Here is a 21,777-nt window from a genome sequence, read left to right as displayed (position 1 = left end):
GGAGACTTAAGTATGAAAAAGCTCATGATGGCCACCGCGACCGCGGCACTGGCCGCAGGCGGCGCGATGGCGCAGAGCGATGAAGAGGTGAAGATCGGGATCATCCTCGGCTTCACCGGTCCGATCGAAAGCATCACGCCCGCCATGGGGGCATCGGCGGAACTGGCGCTCAGCGAGATCAACGAGAGCGGCAACTTCCTCGACGGTCAGACGCTGACCCCGGTCCAGGCCGACAGCACCTGCGTCGACAGCGCCGCGGCCACCGCCGCCGCAGAGCGCCTCGTCACCACCGACGGCATCGTCGCGATCGTGGGCGCGGATTGCTCGGGCGTCACCGGTGCGATCCTGTCGAACGTCGCCGTCCCGAACGGCGTGCCGATGATCTCGCCCTCCGCCACCTCGCCCGGTCTGTCGAACGCCGAGGACGACGGCCTCTTCTTCCGCACCGCGCCGTCCGACGCCCGCCAGGGCGAAGTGCTCGCGGGCATCCTCGAGAGCGAGGGCATCAGCTCGGTCGCGGTGACCTACACCAACAACGATTACGGCAAGGGCCTCGCGGACAGCTTCGTCGCCTCCTTCGAGGAAGCCGGCGGCGAGGTGACGCTGACCTCCCCGCACGAGGACAACAAGGCCGACTACTCCGCCGAGATCGGCGCTCTCGCCTCGGCGGGCGGCGATGCGCTCGTCGTGCTCGGCTACGCCGATTCCGGCGGCAAGGGCATGATCCAGGCCGCCGCCGACACCGGCGCGTTCTCGACCTTCATGCTCGGCGACGGCATGTACGGCCAGGAGATGCTGGACGACCTCTCCGACGTGCTCGAAGGCTCCTTCGGCGCCGTGCCGTGGTCCCAGGGCGAAGGCGCCGAGGCGTTCTCGACCCTCGTGAACGACACCGCCGATTTCGACCCCGACAGCTCCTACACCCGCGAGAGCTACGACGCGGCCGCGCTCCTTGCGCTCGCGATGCAGGCGGGCGGCGAGGCGACCTCCGAGGCCGCCGCGGCGAACATCATGACCGTCGCCAACGAGCCGGGCGAGAAGATCCTTCCGGGCGAGCTCGGCAAGGGTCTCCAGATCCTCGCCGACGGCGGCGAGATCGATTATGTCGGCGCGACCGGCGTCGAGCTGATCGGCCCCGGCGAGGCGGCGGGCAGCTACCGCTACTACACGATCACCGACGGAACCTTCGAGACCGTAGAGTTCCGTTGAGTTAAGTCTTGAAAGTTTCGGAACGGCCGTGCAAAAGCGCGGCCGTTTCGTACAAAACGGCGGCAATTTCGTACGTTTCGTGCAGAACAAGAAGAACGGACCGCAGTGGCCAAAGAAGCCGCGCGGCATGATCCAGGGATGACAACGTGATCCGCGTCGACAACCTCCACCGCCATTTCGGCGGCTTCCGGGCCGTGGACGGCGCCAGTCTCGAGATCGCCACCGGCTCCATCACCGGGCTCGTGGGACCGAACGGCGCAGGAAAGTCCACGCTCTTCAACTGCATAGCGGGCGCTCTTCCGCCCACATCCGGGACCGTCACGATGGACGGCGAGGACATCACCGGCCTCGCGCCGCACGAGCTCTTCCACAAGGGCCTGCTGCGCACCTTCCAGATCGCCCACGAATTCTCCTCCATGACCTGCCGCGAGAACCTCATGATGGTCCCCGGCGCCCAGTCCGGCGAGACCCTCTGGAACGCCTGGTTCCGCCGCTCCGCGATCCGCGACCAGGAGGCGGAACTCCTGAAGAAGGCCAACGAAGTCCTTGACTTCCTGACGATTTCTCATCTCAAAGACGAACGCGCGGGCAACCTCTCGGGCGGCCAGAAGAAGCTCCTCGAGCTCGGCCGCACGATGATGGTCGACGCCAAGATCGTCTTCCTCGACGAGGTCGGCGCCGGCGTGAACCGCACCCTTCTCAACACGATCGGCGACGCCATCCGCCGCCTCAACGAAGAGCGCGGCTACACCTTCTGCGTCATCGAGCACGACATGGATTTCATCGGCAAACTCTGCGATCCGGTCATCGTGATGGCCGAAGGCAAGGTGCTCTCGACCGGCACGATCGACGAGATCAAGGCCGACGAGCGCGTGATCGAGGCCTATCTCGGCACCGGTCTCAAGAACAAGGAGACCGCGTGATGGTCCGCACGTCGCGCCTCTCCGAGTATTTTTGCCAAGAAGAAGCAAGGGGTTGGGCATGAGCGATCCGCTGCACGACGACCGCGGCAACCGCGACCGCTCGATCACCAACCCCGCCGGCCAAGGCTCGCCCCTGCCGGGCTACCACGGCACGGCAAAGCCCGCCCCCGGCGGCCCCTTCCTCATCGGCGATGCCATGACCGGCGGCTACGGACGCGGCGCTGACATCCTCCATTCCTGCACCATCGCGGTCGAGCGCGGCGAGATCGCGGTCATCGTCGGCCCGAACGGCGCCGGCAAGTCCACGGCCATGAAGGCGGTCTTCGGCATGCTCGACCTGCGCGAGGGCGCGGTGCGGCTCGACGGCGAGGACATCTCGCGCCTCTCGCCGCAGGACCGGGTGAAGAAGGGCATGGGCTTCGTTCCGCAGACCTCGAACATCTTCACCTCGATGAGCGTGGAGGAGAACCTCGAGATGGGCGCCTTCATCCGCGAAGACGACATTTCCGGAACGATGGCGCAGGTTTACGACCTCTTCCCGATCCTGAAGGAAAAGCGCCGGCAGCCTGCGGGCGAGCTCTCGGGCGGTCAGCGCCAGCAGGTCGCGGTGGGCCGCGCGCTGATGACCAAGCCCAAGGTGCTGATGCTCGACGAGCCCACCGCGGGTGTGTCGCCCATCGTGATGGACGAGCTTTTCGACCGGATCATCGAGGTCGCCCGCACCGGCATCCCTATCCTTATGGTCGAGCAGAATGCCCGCCAGGCGCTCGAGATCGCCGACAAGGGATACGTCCTCGTCCAGGGCCGCAACGCGCATACCGGCACCGGCAAGGAGCTCCTCGCCGATCCCGAAGTGCGCCAGAGCTTCCTCGGGGGATGAGGGCCGCCATGACACGCCAAGAAAAAGAGGGCCGCGCAGAAGCGGCGGACGCCACATGGACCTGCTGAACGCCCTGGTGGCGCTGACGAATTTTGTGCTGATCCCGGCAATCGCCTATGGCAGCCAGCTGGCGCTCGGCGCGCTCGGGGTGACGCTGGTCTACGGCATCCTGCGGTTTTCCAACTTCGCCCACGGCGACACGATGGCCTTCGGCACGATGGTGGCGATCCTCGTGACGTGGGGCCTGCAAAGCATGGGCGTCTCGCTCGGGCCGCTGCCGACCGCCCTGCTCGCGATCCCCTTCGGCATCCTCGGCTGCGCGGCGCTACTGCTCGCCACGGACCGCGTCGTCTACCGGTTCTACCGCGCCCAGAAGGCGGTGCCGGTGATCCTCGTGATCGTCTCGATGGGCGTGATGTTCGTCTATAACGGCATCACCCGCTTCATCATCGGGCCCGACACCCAGAGCTTCGCCGACGGCGAGCGCTTCCTGATGAATGCGCGCCAGTTCCGCGAGTGGACGGGCCTTGCCGAGCCGCTCGTCATCCGCTGGACCCAAGGGATCACGCTGGTGACGGCGGTGATCGTCGTGATCGCGCTCTTCTGGTTCCTCAACCGCACCCGGACAGGCAAGTCGATGCGGGCCTATTCGGACAATGAGGACCTCGCGCTCCTCTCGGGCATCGACCCCGAGAAGGTCGTGCGCGTGACCTGGCTCATCGTGGCGGCGCTCGCGACCATCGCCGGCGTGCTCTACGGGCTCGACAAGAGCTTCATGCCCTTCACCTATTTCCAGCTCCTGCTACCGATCTTCGCCGCCGCCATCGTCGGCGGCCTCGGCTCGCCGGTCGGCGCCATCGCGGGCGGCTTCGTCATCGCATTCTCCGAGGTCGGGATCACCTATGCCTGGAAGAAGGTGCTGACCTACCTGCTGCCGGAGAGCCTCGCGCCCGACGGCCTCGTCCAGCTGCTCGCCACCGACTACAAGTTCGCGGTGAGCTTCATGATCCTCGTCGTGGTGCTGCTCTTCCGGCCCACGGGTCTCTTCAGGGGGAAATCGGTATGAGCAATTACCTGCGCCCCGTCGCGATGCTCGCGCTCGTCGCGGTTCTGATCGTCGGCACCGGCTTCGTGCAGAGCTGGAACTCTGCGCTCCTGATCCTCAACATGGGCCTCGTCTCGGCGGTGATGTCGCTCGGGGTCAACCTGCAATGGGGATTTGCCGGCCTATTCAACGTCGGCGTGATGGGCTTCGTCGCGCTCGGCGGGCTGTCGGTCGTGCTGGTGTCGATGCCCCCTGTTCCCGAAGCCTGGTCGGCGGGGGGCGCGCGCATCGTCGCGGGGCTCATCCTCGGCGTCGGAGCCATCGCTGCGGCGATCGTGGCGTGGAAGACGCTCTCGAAGAAGGTGCGCGGCTGGGCGGTCGCGGGCATCCTCGTCGTCGGATTCATCCTCTACCGCATGGTGCTGTCGCCGGCGGTGGACGCGGTGGAGAGCGTGAACGCCGCCTCCACCGGATATCTGGGCGGGCTGGGGCTTCCGGTCCTGCTGGCCTGGCCCGTCGGCGGACTGCTCGCCGCCGGCGCGGCCTGGATCATCGGCAAGACGGCGCTCGGGCTGCGCTCGGACTACCTTGCCATCGCGACGCTCGGCATCGCCGAGATCATCATCGCCATCCTCAAGAACGAGGACTGGCTGGCGCGCGGCGTGAAGAACGTGATCGGCCTGCCCCGCCCCGTTCCGAACGAGGTGGACCTGCAGCGCGATCCCGGCTTCGTCGAAAGCGCCGCGGGCTGGGGCCTCGATCCGACCACGGCTTCGACGCTCTACGTCAAGGCGGGCTACGCGCTCCTCTTCGCGGCGGTGCTCGTGGTCCTATTGATCCTCGCCCAGCTGGCGCTCAAGTCGCCGTGGGGCCGGATGATGCGCGCGATCCGCGACAACGAGACGGCGGCGCGGGCCATGGGCAAGGACGTCACGCGGCGCCACCTGCAGGTCTTCATCCTCGGCTCCGCCCTCTGCGGCATCGCCGGCGCGATGATGACGACGCTCGACGGCCAACTGACGCCGCAATCCTACCAGCCGCTGCGCTATACGTTCCTCATCTGGGTGATGGTGATCGTCGGCGGGTCCGGCAACAATTACGGCGCGGTGCTCGGCGGTTTCCTGATCTGGTTCCTCTGGGTGCAGGTCGAACCGATCGGACAGGCGCTGATGGGCTTCATCACCGCAGGCATGGGCGAGGGCTGGCTCAAGGCGCATCTCCTCGACAGCGTCCAGCACATGCGCCTCCTGACGATGGGCGTGGTGCTGCTGCTCGTGTTGCGGTTCTCGCCGCGGGGCCTCCTGCCCGAGCGTTAGGAGGCTTCAGACCTTTCGGCAGGTGACGCGGGCGCGCGAGTGCGGGTAGGCTGCAGGCCAGACCGCATTCCCGCGCCCGCACCCGAAAGACAGGTCATGTCCACAGCCGCCGCAACGTTTCAACCCTCGCCGCCGACCACGGCACTGGTCGTCGACGATCACCCCCTCTTCTGCGATGCGCTCTCTCTGACGCTCGCCTCCATCGCGGAGTTCTCGCGGATCGAGACCGCGGGCTCGCTCGAAACCGCGCTCGACCTTCTCGAGGCCGCGCCCGTCGATTTCATCGTGCTCGACCTGCACCTGCCGGACGTGAACGGGCTCGGTGGTCTGGTCCGTCTCCGCACGGCCGCGCCGAAGGCGATCATCCTCGTGGCGTCCTCCATGGCGGACAACCGGATGATCTGCCATGCGCTCAAGGCAGGCGCCAACGGGTTCGTTCCGAAGCACTCCCAACGCGGGGTCTTCCGACGCGCCTTCGAGACGGTGACCGCCGGTCACAAGTTCGTTCCCGAGAGCTATATCGACCCGGAGGGCGAAAGCGCCGCGACAGACACCCTCGCCCGGCTCGGCACGCTCACGAACCAGCAGGCCCGGATCCTGTCTCTGATCTGCGAGGGCAAGCTCAACAAGCAGATCGCCTACGAGCTCTCGATCGCGGAAACGACCGTGAAGGCCCACGTCACGGCGATCATGCGCAAGCTCGGGGTGCAGAGCCGGACGCAGGCGGTGCTGATCGCGCAGGACGCCAGCTTTGCGCGGGTCTTGCCAAGCGAGGAATGACGCGCCTAATCTTGCCTCCTGTCACTGGGAGGGGAGGCAAACACGTGGACGGAGCGCATCCAAGCGTCCTTCCGGAGCCTGTCGCCGCGACGAAGGTCCTTCGAACCGCTCAGGCCCCCGCGCATGACGCATCGCCCGTCACGGCGATCCGGACCGAGCTCGGCGACGGACCGTTCGCGCTCGTATGCCTCTTCGTCTCGCCTTCCGCCGATTTCGAGGACGTGGCGCGGGATGCAGCGGTGATGTTCGGCCCCGCGGAGGTGCTGGCCTGCACCACGGCAGGAGAGATCGGGCGCGCCGGCTACGAGGACGATCAGATCGTCGCTGTCGCCTTCCCGTCCGCGCATTTCGAAGTCAGCAGCTACGCCATCGCTCCGCTCGACGGCGTCTCGGATGAGCACGTCACGGACGCGCTGATACAGCACCGGATCGCGCTCGGTCACCGGCCCGCGGCGCAAGGCATGGATACCGAGTTCGCCTTCCTGCTCGTCGACGGGCTCTCGATGCGCGAGGAGCACCTTACCGCGATGCTGTCTCGGGGGTTGGGCGCGATGCCGCTCTTCGGCGGCTCGGCCGGCGATGGCACGCGCTTCCGCGAGACAAGGCTCGCTCGCAATGGCGAGGTCCTGACCAACGCAGCCCTCATGGCCCTCGTTCGCTCGCGCTGCACGGTGCGCGTCTTCTCCCTCGACCATCTGGCGCCGACGGAAACGCGCATGGTCGTCACCGCGGCCGATCCCGAACGCCGTCTCGTGCGCGAGATCAACGCCGAACCCGCGGCAAAGGAATTCGCGCGCCTTCTCGGCAAGGACCCCAATCAGCTCGACCCCTTCACCTTCGCCGCGCATCCCGTGGTCGTCCGGCTCGGCGACACTCACCACGTCCGGGCGATCCAGCGCGTGACCGAGGACGGCGAGCTCGTCTTCTTCTCGGCCATCAACGAGGGAATGGTCCTCACCCTCGCGGATCACGAGGACATGGCCGCGCATCTCGACCGCAACCTCGCGCTGCTGTCCCCTGACGGCGCTGCGCAGATCCTCGGCTGCGACTGCATCCTGCGACGGATCGAGGCACGTCAGGGCCAGCAGACCCGCGCGATCTCGGAGATCCTCGGTCGGCACCGTGTCATCGGGTTCTCGACCTATGGCGAGCAGTTCGGCGGGTTGCACGTGAACCAGACCCTGACCGGGGTCGCGATCTACCCGCCGGGCAGATGATCCCATGTCTCTGATCGACCCTGCGGATACACCGGAGCGTCAGAACGAGAAGCTCGCCAAGATCGCGGAATCGCTGATGCGGCGGGTTGAACACCAGACCGCCGAGAGCGGCGCCGCCTATGCCCAGTTCGAACGTGCCGCCCTGCTCGAACAGCGCGTCCGGGAGAGGACCTCCGATCTCGAGCATACGCTCGATCTTTTGCACGAATCGAATGCGCGGCTCGCCCAGGCCACCGAGGATGCGGAGGCCGCGCGCCGCAACCTCGCCGACGCGATCGGCACGCTGAGCGAGGGATTTGCCCTCTTCGATCCGTCGGACGTCATGGTGATGTGCAACGCGCGCTTTTGCCAGGATTTCCGCGATACCGCGACGGACCTCTCGCCCGGCCTGCCCTTCGAGGGTTACGTTCGCCAGATCAGCCGCTCTCGGGCCCTGGCGCTCGCGGGCCATCAATCGCCCGAGGCCTGGGTCGTGGAACGGATGCGCCGCCACCACGACCGGCACGTGATGTTCAACGTCGAGCTGACCGGACAGAGGTGGCTGCAGGTCAGTGAGCATCGGACCGGCAACAACGGCACCGTCGTGGTCCAGACGGACGTGACCGATATCGTCCAGATGGAGCGACTGGAACGCGAGCGCCTGAAGGACAGCCAGGCCCGCATGATCCGCGCGACGCTCGACCATCTCAACCAGGGCGTCGCGATCTTCGACAGCGCGGGTCGGCTCGTCGGCTGGAACGCGAAGGTCAGCACGCTTCTCGCCATCTCGGCGCGGCTCTTCCGGATCGGCTCACGCTTCGAGACGCTGCTCTCTCGCCTGTCGGCGGATTTCACCTTCACCGGATCGTCCTCGCGCGCGTCGCTCGCGCAATGGGCCACCTGTTGTGGTGCTGGCGGGCCGATCCGCTTCGAGGTGCGCCGCAGCAGCGGGCAGACGCTGGACGTCTTTGGCCAGGGCATGCCCGACGGCGGTTTCGTGATCTCCGTCACCGACGTGACGCAAGAGCGCGAGGCGGCGCAGCGCCTCGCGGAGATGAACGAGGCCCTGGAAAGCCGGGTGATGGAACGGACGCTCGAGCTCGAGGACGCGCTTGCGGCCGCCGAGCGTGCGAACGCGTCCAAGACCCGCTTCGTCGCAGCGGCCTCGCACGACCTGCTGCAGCCGCTCTCCGCCGCGAAGCTCTTCATGGACTCGCTTCACAGCCGCCTCGCCAGCCCCGGAGACCGCGACGTCCTCGCGAAGGCAGAGAGCGCGCTGTCGTCCGCGGAAAGCCTGATCGAGGCGCTTCTGGACATCTCGAAGCTCGACTCCGAGCGGCTGCATTTCGACATCCGCCCGGTGGCGCTGCGCGAGATCCTCGGTCCCCTGCGCGACGAGATGGAGGTGCTCGCCGCCCGAAAGGGCCTCGACCTGCGGATCGTCGACTCGAGCCTGATCGTCGAGACCGACCCTGCCTATCTGCGGCGGGTGATCCAGAACCTCATCTCCAACGCCGTGCGCTACACCGGCGAGGGCCGCGTACTGGTGGGCGTGAGGCGCAAAGGTCTCGGCGCGCGGATCGAGGTGCACGATACCGGGCCCGGCATCGCCGAAGAGGACCAGAGCGCTATCTTCGAGGAGTTCCGCAGGCTCGACGCGCGGGCGAGCCGGAACGACGGCCTCGGCCTCGGGCTCGCCATCGTGGAACGCGCATGCGCCCGCCTCGGGCATCCGATCGGGCTGATCTCGGCGCCCGGTCGAGGATCCTGCTTCATGGTCACCGTGCCGGTTGCCGGCGTCGGCACCGCCCCTGACGGACGACGTTCGAGCGGCCTCGCGGGTCCGGTGCGGCTCGGTCAGGCGGGCATCGTCGTGCTGCTCGTCGAGAACGACCCCTCGCTCCGCCGGGCGCTGACGCTGCTGATGGAGAGCTGGGGCGCCAGCGTGATCGAAGCGGAGGATGCCGAAGGCGCCTTCGCGCTCCTCGACGATCTGGCGCTCGTCCCCGATGCCGCCGTCCTCGACCAGCAGATCGGGACGGGAGCGACCGGGCTCGAGCTTGCCTGCACCCTTCGAGATAGATGGGGCCCCGTGCCCGCGGCGATCGTGACGGCGGACCGCTCGGACAATGTTCGGCGGCGTTGCGGGGATCTGGGTCTGCCGCGGCTGCTGAAACCCATCGACCGGAGCGCGCTTGGCGCGTTTCTGCGCGAGGTCGCCGGAGGCTGAACGTCGTTCAGCGCGCGATCACGATGTCTGCCCTAAGCCCCCCGAGCGTCTCGCTCGTGCCCAGCCTCAGCACTCCGCCATGGGCCCGCGCAATGTCGGCCGCAATGGCAAGACCGAGCCCTACGCCGGTCCCCCGGTCCTGATTGCGCGACGGGTCGAGCCGCACGAAGGGGCGCATCGCATCCTCGCGCCTGTCGGGAGAGATGCCCGGCCCGTCGTCTTCGATCCGGATCCGCAGGGATTTCTCGGTAAGCCGCACCCCGACCTCGCAGCGCGTGCCGTAGCGGACCGCATTGCTCACGAGGTTCTCGACGGCGCGCCGGATCGCCACCGGACGCAACGCGACACGTCCCTCCCCGTCGATCCCCGAGAGGCGCACGTCGCGGCCGGACCGCACGGCGTCGGCCACCACCGACCGCACGAGGCTCGCGGGATCGGTCGGTTCCGCCTCGCCGCTCTCGGCATTGTCGCGCGCGAAGTCGAGGAAGGCGTCGACCAGCGCCTGCATGTCGTCCACGTCCCGCAGGAGCGGTTCCGCCTCGTCCTCGTCGATCATCGAAAGCCCCAGTCGCAGCCGGGTGAGCGGCGTGCGCAGATCGTGGCTCACCCCCGACAGCATCAGCGTGCGCTGCTCGATCTGCCGTTCGATCCGCGCACGCATGTCGAGAAAGGCGTTGCCCGCCGCGCGCACCTCGACGGCGCCGGCAGGCGCATAGGGCATGTGCCGCCCCCGTCCGAACGCCTCGGCGGCGCGCGCGAGCCGCGTGATCGGGCGCAGCTGGTTGCGCAGGTAGAGGTAGGCGATCGCGGTCATCAGACCGCCGAACACCACCATGTTCACCAGAAGCTGATGCGGGTTCGAGGCCGACACCCGGTCGCGATCGAACATGAAGGCATAGACCAGATCGCCCCGGCGCACATAGAGCTGCGCCTCCTGGTCATTGGGCAGCACGATCCGCTCGAGCCCAGCGACGTCGTTGCGCAATTCGCGCATCACCACCCGTCCGGAAAAATCGTACCAGCGCCGCGTGTCGGCGGGCGGCATGTCGGCTTCCGTCATCTCCTCGACCCGGAGATCGAGCATCGCGGGAAGCCATGGCTCCTCGACCGACAGGATCGCGTTCACCTGGCGCGCCAGCTGATCCGTCAGCTGCACGGTGACGCCCTCGAAATGGCGCTGGATGAACACGACTGAGACCACCAGCTGCACCGTCACCACCGGCAGGATCAGGATCAGCAGGGCGCGGGCATTGAGGCCGCGCGGAACATAGTCTTTGAGCCACCGAAACGACATGGGTTAGTCCTAGGCCGGAGCGGGCGCCGGGAAAAGCCGGATCGTGCCGCGCTGCCCGACATGCCCAGACGACAGGTGCCTCGTATGCAGGATCCCGATCCAAATTTCCGCCCCGTTCCGGGCAGGCCCGAACCTCTCGGACCGGGCCTCCGCCGCGTGCTCGCGCCGAATCCCTCGCCGATGACCTTTCGCGGGACGAACACTTACCTCGTCGGCACGCGCGATGTCGCGGTGATCGATCCCGGACCGTCCGATATGACCCATCTCGCAGCGATCCTCTCGGCGGTGGGAGCAGGCAGGGTGACGGCGATCCTCGTGACCCACGCCCATCTCGACCATTCCCCCCTCGCCCGACCGCTTGGCGAGGCGACGGGTGCGCCCGTCCTGGCCTATGGCGGTCCCGAGGCCGGTCGCAGCGCGGCTATGCGGCATCTGGCCTCCTCGGGCGAGCTCGGCGGTGGCGAGGGGGTCGATCGGACTTTCCGGCCGGACGAGACCCTTGCGGACGGCGACGTCGTCACCGGCGAGGGCTGGAGCCTTCGTGCGCTGCATACGCCCGGACATTTCGGGAACCACCTGAGCTTCGCCTGGGATGACATCCTCTTCACGGGCGATCTCGTGATGGGCTGGGCGAGTTCTCTCGTTTCACCGCCCGACGGCGACCTCACCGATTTCATGGCGTCGCTCGACCGGATCTCTCGGTCCGAATGGTCGGTGCTCTACCCCGGGCACGGCGCTCCGGTCGCTGCTCCGGCCGCCAGGGTCTCCGCGCTCCTGACGCACCGGCGCGCGCGCGAGACCGCGATCCTCGCCGCGCTTGCCGACGGCCCTGCAACCCCCGCGCTCCTCGCCGCCAGACTCTACACCGAGACGCCCCGTCATCTTCTGCCCGCCGCCGAACGGAACGTCCTCGCCCATCTCGTCGATCTGTCGTCGAGAGCACTGGTCGCGCCAGCCGGAGCGCTCTCCGCCGCCTCCGAATTCGGCTTGACCTGACGGGAGCGCCATTTTCTTCATTTTCCGGCCCACCCCCTCTGGACGCTGCCGGCCACGCTGGTTATACACCGCCCCGTGTTCCGGCGTAGCTCAGCGGTAGAGCAGTTGACTGTTAATCAATTGGTCGTAGGTTCGATCCCTACCGCCGGAGCCAAATCACCAGCTACCCCCTGAAATCATTGGATTTTCGAGGCCCGGACTCGGAGCTCGACGACGAGGTGCACATCCAGGTGCACACGGCGGTGCACAACGTGTGCACAGGAGGCATGGCCCATGCCCCGGAATCGGAGCTTGCCGCCCCACCTCGAGACCCGCCGCGCCGGATACTACTGGCGCAGGCGCCTGGCCCGGTCCCTACGGGACCGGGGTGAGCCGTCGCCCGTCCTCCGGGGGAAAGAAAACGCGGCGCCGCCCCAGAAAAATTTTTTGTGCTTCTCGCTTCGCATCCATGTCCTTCGCGACGCGAAGATCCTGGCCCGCCGCCTCACCGAGCTGAGCGACCTGGTCTTCGCCGCAGACGCGGAGACGATGATGGCGATCGCGCCCGAAATTCAGGTCAGGATGCTGGAAAGCCTCGCTCGGTTCGAGATCGAGGCCTTCGAGCGGACGCGCGCCGTGGCCGCGCCCCGAAGCCCGGAGGCGGCCGTTTCGGATCTCCGGCGTGAAGAGGCCCTGCAGTCGACCCTGCGCCACGCGCTCTGGCTCGGGGACCGCGAGGTCGCGCGACGGCCGCTGAAACATGTCGCCGCCCATCTCGGGATCACGCTCGACGACGGCGACCAAGACTGGACAGCGCTGGCCTACGAGGCAACGAAGGTCCTGCTCGACGTCAGCCAGGAGCGCGCCCGCCGACAGCAGGGGATCTACCAGCAGCCGACACCGGTGTTCCGCCGCGCGGTCAGCACGGTCGAGCCGGCCGCAAACCCGGATCAGGTCCGCCAGGCGGAGATGCCGGTCGCACCGGCCACCTTCGCGGGCGCCAAGGCATTGCCGGACACTGCAGCACATGCACCGACATCATTCGCAACAGACATCGGCGCGGCCGTGCCAGAAGCGCCTCCGGCACCGGACACTCCACCTGAACCGGACCAGCAGCAGGAGGCGGCCATCCAAGATGAACCCTCAGCGGTCATGTCGTCTCTTCGCGACTCGACGGTCCTCACGCCAGCGATCGTACCGGCCGGGTTCGATCTTCCCGAGGGCTACGATGAAGCAAGCTGGCAGAAGGCCCGCGTTGCGGCGCGCCCGCCTCGTATCCTGATCGATCGGAAATTGCTGTCGGAAAAATCTCGTGCGGCGCTCGACAAGCAACGCGGGATCACCCTGGTCGAGGCGATCGAGCTCTATTTCGAGCTGCTGAGCTGGGGCTACAGGGCCCCGTTCCATAAACACCAGAAACGCCAGGGTATCCCGGAGAAGCTGAAGGCCGCGTCTGTCGCGGAGCGTCTCTGCGAGGATCACAGGGGCAAGTATCGGCTGGCGCTCGATTACTGGCCGGCGGCTCTCGGCGACGAACCGGTCGACGAAATTCCGGTCGACGAAGTCAACGACGCTCTCGAGCGCTTCTGGCGCGTCCCGGCCAATCACAGCAAGTCCGAGACAGACCGTGCCAAATACACCCTGACCGAACTGATCGAGAAGGCGGACGCGAAGCAGGCCCAGCTCGATCGGAACATCGAGACCGCAAAGACGGGCGGCGCGAGTTCGGAGGAGATCGACAAGATGCGTCTGGCCGGACATGGGGCGAGGATTTCTGTGGCCACGTATCTGAAACATGGACGCGTCATGCGCGCTGTCGGCGAAATGCTGATGGACATGCAGTTGATCGATCAGAACCCGTTCAGCATCTGTACCTGGACCAAAGATGAGGAGAAGGCCCTGAAGAGCGCGGAGGGTCAGCGTAAGCGGGAAGCGTGGGATGATCGGATCTACGACCTTTGGGGGTCCCGCATTTTCCAGGAACCGCTCGAGGATATCGGCGAGCCCCTCTTCTGGGCACCTCTCATCGCGCGGCATCAGGGCATGCGCATGGAGGAGATCCTCCAGCTGGGCCCCGACGACTTCGGTTCCGACAAGGGTATTCCGTACCTGCGCATCCGGCACACCATCGTCAACGGCGTGAAGACGCTCAGCAGCGCCCGGACCCTGCCGGTCCATCCGCAGCTGATCAAACTTGGCCTTCTGAAACTGGTCGCGCAGCGCAGGAAACAGGGGCACATCCGCCTGTTCCCGTTCCTCAATCGCGGTAAGCAGAAAGACACCTTTTCGGCGAACTTCTCAAAGACCTTCGGGTATTATCGTCGGACCAACGAGTGTTACTGGCCGGGTCTCGATTTCCACGCGTTGCGGACCACGTTCCACCACGACCTCCTGGGGGACGACAAGTCCGACGCCATCCGCTGCCGTCTCATGGGGCACACCTATGTCGACGAGGGCGACCGCTCCTACGGGCAAAATCTCGGGATCGAGAAACTCGCCAAGCGTATGGAATCCGTTGTCGTCGATATCAGCATGATCCGGCGTCCCTTCCCGGAGGATCGCGAAGAGAATTCGAAACCGCGGCTGCAAGTCGTCGGATAATGTACCTTTGTCCGCCGTCAGCACCGTCGGGATGGCTCAATCAGGGGAATGGCGACCTGCGGGATCCATGCATTCGCCCCAGCCCCATTCCAAAAAGCCGATATTTGGGCAATATTGGCATGATGTGATCCATGTCGGCGCGCAAATATCCAGTGTTGCTCCCGCGGGACCGCATCAGGCAAGGTTGCGCGACAGCGTACAGATTGAATCATGACCCCGAAATCATTCTTGGATACTTCGTCCTTTGCGTCGTCGCCCCCGTCGACCGCGCGCGCCCTCTCCCGCCGCATAGCACGGCTCGACGCATCGGCGGACGTAAAGGCGTTGCTGGCCGATCTGGCCCGGATCACGGTAACGGTCGGCAACCGTTTGCTTGCTATCGGCCGGATGATACTCGACCTCGGACTCGCTCTGACGCGGGCGTTCCCGCATACGATCTTTGCGGTGGTGGTCGCCGTGGTCATGGCCATGCTCATCGCCTCCATCCCGTTCATCGGTCCGCTCCTCGGCACCATCGCCGGGCCGCTGCTTCTGGCCTTGGGCCTTGGCGTCGGTGCGGTGCATGACATGGCCGCCGGAGACCTGGGCGTGCAGGTGCGCGGTTTCGTCGATGCCCTCGAACGCCGGATCGCCGAGGCGACCGCATGAGCGGCGCCATGAAGGAGTTCGCGGGCATCGACGAGGTCGTCGCGGACGATCTCCGCTTCCGGCTGAAACTCGACATCGGAGAGGATGCCTACCGATCGATCCGGTCCGCGCGCGTGCTCCAGGAGCTCTGGGACGTGGGCGGTGTCGCCGCGACCGGGGCCGGCGTTGCGGCGTCGAACACCGTGGCCTCAAGTTTTTTCGCCGGCTCGAAAATCCTCGCCCTGATCGGCGTCGGCGCCGCGACCCCCATCGGCTGGGTGATCGCGGCCGGCGTGGGCTCGGCAGGCGCCTATTGGGGCGTGATGCGCCTTGCCGGCCGATACGGAGCATCCAGGGTCAGGAAGATACCGGAATTCATCAATACGCCCATCGACTTTCTCGGCGCGACTCTCGTCGACATGATGGGAACGCTTTCGGTCAAGGTCGCCGCCGTCGATGGCAGGATTGACGCCCAGGAGCGCGAGCTGATCGTCACCAACTTCGTGGAGGAATGGGGAATAGCCGCGGATTACGCGCACGCGGCGATCGACACGATCGCCAGGAACCACGACAAGGTCAGCCTGAAGGAGGCAGCCACCGCGCTCGGGACGCAATTGCGAAACAACCCGGACTGCAATGCCGCCACAATCCGTACCGAAATACTTTCTCACCTCGGTGAACTCGTGGCCGTCGATGGTCACATCGACGAACGGGAGGAGATGGCCCTGGAACGCATAGACATCATCCTGCGCAAGGAGACGTCTCCCTCCCTGCGGCGCAGTATCCGATCGGCCCGGTCGTCCCTCTCGGGAGCGGCGAAGGCCGCGGGCCAAGGCGTCGGACACAGCCTGGGAGCGGCGCGGACCCGCTTCTCGCGCTCAATGGGCGCACGCACGTTGTCGTCCTCCAACGAGCCGTCCGACGACGACCATACATGACTCTTCCCCCCGGGGCACCGGACCTCTTGGCATTCGGGATCGGCCTGCACCAGAGCCGCATTACGCTGGAGGCTCATGACGACTCGACGCACGAAAACTCTTCGGCGAGTGCCTTCGCGACACTACTGAAACCGGCCCGGAAGGTCCGGTAATGATTGACCAAGTATCGGTGCAGTCCGCTTCGACTCGACAGCCGTCTTCAGGCGAACCGATTTCTGGCGGAACAGATCAAAACGAAGGTCACGGCCTGGGAGAAATCTGTCCGCGACTCCGACGGGTACGCCTCACCACGGGTTCAAACTCAAAACGCGAGATATCGCGTTGAGGCGCTCGTGGGCGGTCGGGCGGCGAGGACACAGCAAGAGCCAGTTCCTTCGGTGAAAGTAGATGTCGTCGAGCGGATGATAGCCAAGCGCTTCCGCGAGCCGATCCGCTTCATCAATCATGGCGGTGCGATCAGGGCCGTGTCGTGGCCCACGAAAGAGCGGTTCGAGAACGATCTTGCCATCGCTGCGATGAAACGCGATGCCACTCGCTTCGAATGGTAATTCCTGCGGAAAGCGGTGAGCGCACCAGGCCCAAATTGTCTGCAGATCCTTCTCGATCTGGCCGCGGTCGAAAAGCAAACGTGTCATTTGAACGTCCTGTAGTCTTGACCGGCTTTCCGTCGGCCCGGAAGACGGCCCGACGGTATATCTCGGCTTGGCGCGATCAGGCGCGGAGAAGGAGCTTTTCCGCGTCACGGCGGGCACGGCACAGGGATCGGACATGTGCGAATTCCTGGATCCCGCGCGCGTGCCGCTCGAGCATCTGCCCGCGCTCTGTCAGAACGCGGACACTCTTGATTGTCCCGATTTGACCGATATCCGGATCGATCCACCCGTCGAAAATCCGGCTCCAGCCAGTTGTCTCGCGATCGAGCTCACGTGCGAGAACGGACATGAGCAAGTCCGCATCAACGTCGTCCGACGCCGTCAGGCCGGCGTGGTGCGACAGGCCCTCGAGCGTTCTGCGCATAGAACTCGCTTCATGCGCGTCTACGGACACGTCGTTGCATGGAAAGTCCCTGGCAAGGTTACGTGCGGAAGCGAGGGCACGCGCGAAGAGCTCTTCGAGCGGCATCTCGTTGTATGTCTGCATGTCTTTCTCCGGCAGGCGACGAAGCAGGAGCGCCTCGTCTTCAAGCTGCCGGCCCGTCTCGGGCCGGCCGGCGGTCATGCTGCGCATGGGGAGATCCAGGGTGGAATGATGTCGCATGCAGGATTATCTGCCGCGATCTCTACGAGCAGGTCATCCAGAAAGTCGGCCGCGCGGCATATGCCATGAACTCGCGGATCGTCAGGCTCGATGGCTGCGAAACACGCCGCATCCATGGAAACGGGATCACCGCCGAGGTCGAGCGTGAGAAGACGATGCAGCCAGACGAGTTCCCGCTTCATTCGCCGGGACAGCGTTCCTGCCGTCTTGATATCGGAAAAAACGCGGGCGCATCTGCGAAGCGCGGCCGGGCCGCCGAGGATTTCAGCGGCGGTCATGAAATCCGGACCCTTGTCCTGAACGATGCGCTTGGCTGCCACGAGGCCGACGTTGCAGCCGCGGGTTTCGGATTTGATCGGAGTAATGAGCACTTTGTATCTCCACTTTCGCCGCCGGTCTTGGCGGTCAAGACCCCGGATCATCTCCTTTCTCCTGGGGGTGTTATGGCCGGCTCTCGGGTAGCAGCGGGAGGGTCTCGCCGGCCGGTTTTGACACTTGGTGAGGCACTTCCGTTTCCGGGACGCGCTCTCGTCAGAAAGAGCGTGTCGCGGAAGCGGAGGTGCCGCTATTTTCTTTCCCATTCACTACAGGGATGCACGCCACCGCCCCGTTGGCGTGCGGTCAAGCAATGATCGTGGCGGGCTATGCCGTGCGCTTTGTCCCGGACATGACGCTGGTGGCCGACTTGGCCAAGGCGCACACGAGCGGGAAACCGGATGAGAAGCTGACGCACTTCGCCATGCCGAAGCTCCTCATCGTCGACGCGGTCGTCGTCACTGCAATCCTCGAAAGTCTGACCCATCAAGTCCATCCTTGAGATGAGAGGCGAGGGTTTCAGGCTCCGCCAGCGCCGCGATACGAGAACCTGACATCAAGCCCACGAGACACCCAAAAACTGGTCTTCGGCTCATGCGGCTTGCCGCGCGTCAGCTACTCGGAGTAGTACACGTGCCAATGCGCAGGCTACATGCCCAACCGCGGGCTTACGCTCCGGAAAGCCGACCCTTTATTCTTCGGAGTTGACACGTGCGCGCAATTTGAAGTTGGGGGCCGCGATTGATCGGGGCCGATCCCTTCTTCCAATTCTTCCGCGCTTGCTGCCAGGTAGACACCATGGCGAAACTACAAATGCGTCGCGCGGTTCCGGGTCTTGCGCTTGCCGATTGATTTTTCCGACTGCGCCGCAAGGGTCTTTCGCGCCCCTTGCCAGATCGCCTCCCCCGCCGCCCCTTTGCACTCGGCACGATAAGCCTTGCCGGCTCTTCGCGTGCCATGCCCGAGATGGGTCGCAATGACATCGGCGGCGTGTGCCGGGTCGTGACGACGCATGTAGTCCGCGGCAAGGGTCCTCAGATCGTGTGAGGGGACGCCAATCGCGGCCTTGGTCAGTTCGGTCGGAAGATTCCGGTAGGGCTGACTTTGATCAAGCGACAACCAGTTGTTGTCGACAAGCTCCTGGTAGCGGATATGAACGAGGCGATCGGGTCGCCCGTCGAGGATCCACTCGTCGAGGATTTCGCAGATCTCGGGCCAGATCGCGCCCGTTTCCGCCTCGGCCCGGGTCTTCTCCTGCTCCCATTCGGCGCGCCAGGTTCCGTCGACCTCACGGACGATCTGATGGCCGAAGCTCCAGGATACGAGATCGCCCTTGCGCGGCGGCTTGTTCATGATGACCGCGCAGACGACCGCCTTCTGCATGCAGCGGCGGCGCGCTGCGCTATGTGCCGGCAGGGCATGAGCGCGTTCCCTGAGTTCGCGGATCCTGTCGGCGACATGAGCATAGCCTCCGCGTTCCATGAGTCGCGACAGCCGTTCGTACTTGTTCTTCTCCGCCAGTTCGGCCTGGTCCTTGAGGTCGCGCGAGATGACCCGCATGGCGGTCAGGCTCTCGTTTGCAACTCCACCTTTCGCGCCCAAGGCAATCAGGCCCTCGAGGTAGTTCGCGGCCGTGACCGGCTTCACGCGCCGTTCCGGGTCGGGGTGAAACACAAACGCTTCAGACAGTTCGCACGCAGCGACGAAGCCATGCGCCTCGGACGCGAGACCTTCCGCGACGATCGTGGCGCATCGATCGATGCTGGCGATGTAGCGCTGCCTGGTGCTGGCCTTGATACGTACGTCGTCGAGCTCCGGCTTCATCCGCCGCCACGTCTCGGGCCAGGCCGCACCGATGGCCGTCTCAACAGTCGGCGCGACCTTCACGGCCGGCTTCGGTCGCCGGGCATACCATTCCGCGCTGACGACCTTGGCCAAGGCAGTCGACACATGCGGCGCGTATTGCGCGAGCGCGCGCAGCAGACACCGAAATGTCGATTCCGAAGCGGCCGCGTCCCGGTATGCCTCGGTGGGCGGCATGGCGAGACTGCCCTTGCCTGCCCGGACCACCGACCAGAAACGACCCATCACCTGCGCCGCGCCCGGTTCGATTTGCAGCGCGTCTTCCAGCATGGCACGGCGGATCGCGGCCGGCACATCTTTCAGTATCTCGTCTGGCCTGCTCTTCATGTCATGTTCTCCGTTGCATGCGCGCAAAAATATCCGGGTGCCGCTCAAGCAGAGCGGCGCGCACGGCCACGGCCGCCGCTTCACCGCTGTCCTTCCCGTAATGCCGTTTCGCGACTTGTTCCGTGTTCGCGAGAACCGAAGCGACGGTTCCGAACGCACCGGGTTTGACAGCGAGCAACAGCGTGGCAAGCGCGTGCCGACACTGGTGCGGCGTCAGCCCGAGCCCGAGCTGGCGGTCGCCGAGATCCCACAACTCCAGGATCGATGCGACGGACATGCAACCACCGGGCAGGTTCAGCGAAGATTTCCGCAATCGGGGTGCGGCTGTGCCCGGAAACAGATAGGGCGACTCGTGGAGGCCGCGGAGCTTCATCAGCTTGGGCCGGTCGACTTTGTCCCACTGCCAGAGCACCTTGGCGTCGTCTCCGAGCACGTTGACGACCAGAGTTTCCCCGTTCTTAACCTCGCCTCCGGAAAACCGGAGCTCGGCGTGCTCCCGGTCCGCGATCCATGTGAGGTTGCGCGGGCAGCTCGGTGTCGCCCGGCGACGGGTCATGAACAGGTTGGCCGGCCGCAGCGCCCGGCTGACCTGGATCGTGTAGGCAGCGGCGCAAGCCGACAGCCGGAGCGCACGATCCTTTGCAAAGTCGGTCGATGCCGTCGCGAGTTCCTTGGCCGAGATGTCGCCGAGCCGGGCGGGGGCGTTTACGAAGGCCGCTGCGAGATGCGGGGACTTTCGGAGGCGGTTGCAGATCGCCTCCGCGTCTGCGGTCATTTCGATCGGCGACAATACGTAGTCCGCATGGAACATCCGCACGAGGCGGATCCGTGCGAGGATCTCCGGGTCGCGCAGGCCGTGCCGCGCGATCGTCGTCAGGTTCGTGAACCGAGACCACAGCGTCGAGCTTTCGTCCGCATCCTTCAGCGTGGGAGACGCCGCGCTCCGCGCAATCTGCGCGGCGCAGGCCGCTTCCAGCGCGTCGGTGGTGAACGCGTCGCGCAATGTCCCGAGGCCCGCAAACCCGGTCTCCGGCGCATGGCTCTCGCGCAGGAGCCAAGTCGTGGCCTGCCGGTAGCCAGCCAGCGCGGTCTCGATGTTCTTGGGCAGCTTTTTCTTCTTGTCACCGACGCGCGCGGCAATCTCCGCATCGATCTCGACGGCCGAACGGCCAAACCGCATCTGCTCCCTGGCCCATTCTTTCATGTCGGATGGCTGGCGCAGGGTCTGGCGGAACACCTCCTCGGCATCCGCACGGAACTCCGCGGGCAACGAGTCCCACGGTAATCGGCGCGCCCGGTCGGAGACGGCCGGCACCTCGAAGTCTTCGCGCGGCAGCAGGTCGGCAAGCTCTGGCCATAAGTTGTGCCCGCGACGAAGTTCCTCGACCCGCCGCGCGAACTTTCTCAGGGATTTTCGCCCATCCGGGGTCGCGTCGTGCCAGAGCCGGTCGAACTCCGCCTGGTCCAGGTCCGGCAGAGCCAGTCGGGCGCGGGCCCGCACGAGCAGGAACGGCCTGTGCGTGCCTGTGGTGAAGTGAGCCCCTCCCTCGACGAAACCCTCATTCGCGGCGATGAAGTCGATCGCGCGGTCATGACTCGCGCGGGCACCAGCGTCCGAGGGCTGTTGCCCGCACGCGGCGAGAAACCGGCCCAGAGCAGCGCGGACGCGCGAATTCCCACGATTGCGGGCCGCCTCGAGGTTCTTCGACCGCGAAACCGCGCCATAGGGCGACGCCGCAACGACCTTTTCGAAGTAACTGAGGTCCGCCGGGATGAGATCCAGCTCCTCATCGGTCAGGTCGAGCCGCGTGGCGACCTTCTCGATCTCGAGAATGGTGTCGCGGCTTTCGCCGGCTTCCTTTGCCCATTGCAGAAAATCCGGGAAAATTGGGCCTGCGGCGGTGGTCAATGTTCTGTCATGCTTCATCTTCTCGATCTCCAGGTTCGGGGCCCGCGGGCCGCCTTCACTCGGAAAGGCGGCTCGCGGGGCGCGGGCGACGG

At 65.8% G+C, this 21,777-nt stretch carries 19 protein-coding genes and 1 tRNA gene; 14 read left to right on the top strand and 6 right to left on the bottom strand.

Features of this window, described 5'->3' with window-relative positions; translation table 11 throughout:
- Nucleotides 1-12 precede the first annotated feature (12 nt).
- The 8 genes from OCH239_RS05305 (at nucleotide 13) to OCH239_RS05270 (ending at nucleotide 9,579) form a co-directional block, all read left to right on the top strand.
- Entirely contained in the window at nucleotides 13-1,209 is a 1,197-nt protein-coding gene (locus OCH239_RS05305) for an ABC transporter substrate-binding protein (RefSeq protein WP_037259653.1), read from the top strand.
- Between the two features lie 146 nt (nucleotides 1,210-1,355).
- Entirely contained in the window at nucleotides 1,356-2,132 is a 777-nt protein-coding gene (locus tag OCH239_RS05300; RefSeq protein WP_037259652.1) for an ABC transporter ATP-binding protein, read from the top strand.
- Nucleotides 2,133-2,190: 58 nt separating this feature from the next.
- Nucleotides 2,191-3,012: an ABC transporter ATP-binding protein gene (locus OCH239_RS05295; RefSeq protein WP_084782189.1), complete on the top strand. Its 822-nt coding sequence runs from the start codon at nucleotides 2,191-2,193 to the stop codon at nucleotides 3,010-3,012.
- 55 nt (nucleotides 3,013-3,067) lie between these two features.
- Nucleotides 3,068-4,078: a branched-chain amino acid ABC transporter permease gene (locus OCH239_RS05290; RefSeq protein ID WP_037259650.1), complete on the top strand. Its 1,011-nt coding sequence runs from the start codon at nucleotides 3,068-3,070 to the stop codon at nucleotides 4,076-4,078.
- Entirely contained in the window at nucleotides 4,075-5,373 is a 1,299-nt protein-coding gene (locus OCH239_RS05285; protein WP_211241967.1) for a branched-chain amino acid ABC transporter permease, read from the top strand. The genes OCH239_RS05290 and OCH239_RS05285 overlap by 4 nt, the downstream gene beginning before the upstream one ends.
- 96 nt (nucleotides 5,374-5,469) lie before the next feature.
- Nucleotides 5,470-6,153: a response regulator gene (locus OCH239_RS05280; protein WP_037259648.1), complete on the top strand. Its 684-nt coding sequence runs from the start codon at nucleotides 5,470-5,472 to the stop codon at nucleotides 6,151-6,153.
- Nucleotides 6,154-6,197: 44 nt separating this feature from the next.
- The gene (locus OCH239_RS05275) at nucleotides 6,198-7,370 is read left to right on the top strand and encodes an FIST N-terminal domain-containing protein (RefSeq protein WP_051489316.1); all 1,173 of its coding nucleotides are present in this window, start codon (nucleotides 6,198-6,200) and stop codon (nucleotides 7,368-7,370) included.
- Between the two features lie 4 nt (nucleotides 7,371-7,374).
- Complete coding sequence (locus OCH239_RS05270; protein ID WP_037259646.1) at nucleotides 7,375-9,579, top strand: hybrid sensor histidine kinase/response regulator; 2,205 nt, start codon at nucleotides 7,375-7,377, stop codon at nucleotides 9,577-9,579.
- Between the two features lie 7 nt (nucleotides 9,580-9,586).
- Here OCH239_RS05270 and OCH239_RS05265 read toward each other — a convergent pair whose 3' ends face one another.
- The gene (locus OCH239_RS05265; protein WP_037259641.1) at nucleotides 9,587-10,873 is read right to left on the bottom strand and encodes an ATP-binding protein; all 1,287 of its coding nucleotides are present in this window, start codon (nucleotides 10,871-10,873) and stop codon (nucleotides 9,587-9,589) included.
- A gap of 84 nt (nucleotides 10,874-10,957) precedes the next feature.
- On the opposite strand from OCH239_RS05265, the gene OCH239_RS05260 reads away from it, so the two are divergent.
- The 5 genes from OCH239_RS05260 to OCH239_RS05240 all read left to right on the top strand — a co-directional run bounded on the left by OCH239_RS05260 (nucleotide 10,958) and on the right by OCH239_RS05240 (nucleotide 16,014).
- Nucleotides 10,958-11,869: an MBL fold metallo-hydrolase gene (locus OCH239_RS05260; RefSeq protein ID WP_037259640.1), complete on the top strand. Its 912-nt coding sequence runs from the start codon at nucleotides 10,958-10,960 to the stop codon at nucleotides 11,867-11,869.
- 79 nt (nucleotides 11,870-11,948) lie between these two features.
- Nucleotides 11,949-12,023, top strand: a tRNA-Asn gene (locus OCH239_RS05255).
- Between the two features lie 461 nt (nucleotides 12,024-12,484).
- Nucleotides 12,485-14,449 (top strand): site-specific integrase, encoded by a 1,965-nt coding sequence (locus OCH239_RS05250; RefSeq protein WP_211241966.1) that lies wholly within the window; start codon nucleotides 12,485-12,487, stop codon nucleotides 14,447-14,449.
- 210 nt (nucleotides 14,450-14,659) lie between these two features.
- Nucleotides 14,660-15,097 (top strand): hypothetical protein, encoded by a 438-nt coding sequence (locus OCH239_RS05245; RefSeq protein WP_157577807.1) that lies wholly within the window; start codon nucleotides 14,660-14,662, stop codon nucleotides 15,095-15,097.
- An 8-nt stretch (nucleotides 15,098-15,105) separates the two neighbouring features.
- The gene (locus OCH239_RS05240; protein ID WP_211241965.1) at nucleotides 15,106-16,014 is read left to right on the top strand and encodes a TerB family tellurite resistance protein; all 909 of its coding nucleotides are present in this window, start codon (nucleotides 15,106-15,108) and stop codon (nucleotides 16,012-16,014) included.
- Between the two features lie 284 nt (nucleotides 16,015-16,298).
- On the opposite strand, the gene OCH239_RS22550 is transcribed toward OCH239_RS05240, so the two are convergent.
- The 3 genes from OCH239_RS22550 to OCH239_RS21625 form a co-directional block, all read right to left on the bottom strand.
- Nucleotides 16,299-16,649 (bottom strand): hypothetical protein, encoded by a 351-nt coding sequence (locus OCH239_RS22550; RefSeq protein WP_157577806.1) that lies wholly within the window; start codon nucleotides 16,647-16,649, stop codon nucleotides 16,299-16,301.
- A gap of 76 nt (nucleotides 16,650-16,725) precedes the next feature.
- Nucleotides 16,726-17,241 (bottom strand): hypothetical protein, encoded by a 516-nt coding sequence (locus tag OCH239_RS05235; protein ID WP_037259638.1) that lies wholly within the window; start codon nucleotides 17,239-17,241, stop codon nucleotides 16,726-16,728.
- Nucleotides 17,229-17,693 carry a hypothetical protein gene (locus OCH239_RS21625; RefSeq protein ID WP_051489313.1) on the bottom strand — a complete coding sequence of 155 codons (465 nt, stop codon included), beginning with the start codon at nucleotides 17,691-17,693 and terminating at the stop codon, nucleotides 17,229-17,231. Before OCH239_RS21625 ends, OCH239_RS05235 begins: the two co-directional genes overlap by 13 nt.
- Before the next feature lie 170 nt (nucleotides 17,694-17,863).
- Between OCH239_RS21625 and OCH239_RS05225 the strand changes: the two genes are divergently transcribed.
- A complete protein-coding gene (locus OCH239_RS05225; RefSeq protein ID WP_037259637.1) occupies nucleotides 17,864-18,088 on the top strand; it encodes an ATP-binding protein in 225 nt (74 codons plus the stop codon).
- A 305-nt stretch (nucleotides 18,089-18,393) separates the two neighbouring features.
- On the opposite strand, the gene OCH239_RS05220 is transcribed toward OCH239_RS05225, so the two are convergent.
- Both OCH239_RS05220 and OCH239_RS05215 read right to left on the bottom strand, forming a co-directional pair.
- Nucleotides 18,394-19,776 carry a hypothetical protein gene (locus OCH239_RS05220; protein ID WP_037259636.1) on the bottom strand — a complete coding sequence of 461 codons (1,383 nt, stop codon included), beginning with the start codon at nucleotides 19,774-19,776 and terminating at the stop codon, nucleotides 18,394-18,396.
- Between the two features lies 1 nt (nucleotide 19,777).
- Entirely contained in the window at nucleotides 19,778-21,703 is a 1,926-nt protein-coding gene (locus OCH239_RS05215) for a hypothetical protein (protein ID WP_051489312.1), read from the bottom strand.
- Nucleotides 21,704-21,777 lie beyond the last annotated feature (74 nt).

It is taken from the genome of Roseivivax halodurans JCM 10272, from assembly GCF_000521785.1.
Lineage (GTDB): Bacteria > Pseudomonadota > Alphaproteobacteria > Rhodobacterales > Rhodobacteraceae > Roseivivax > Roseivivax halodurans.
This window is presented reverse-complemented; position numbering and strand designations above follow the sequence as displayed.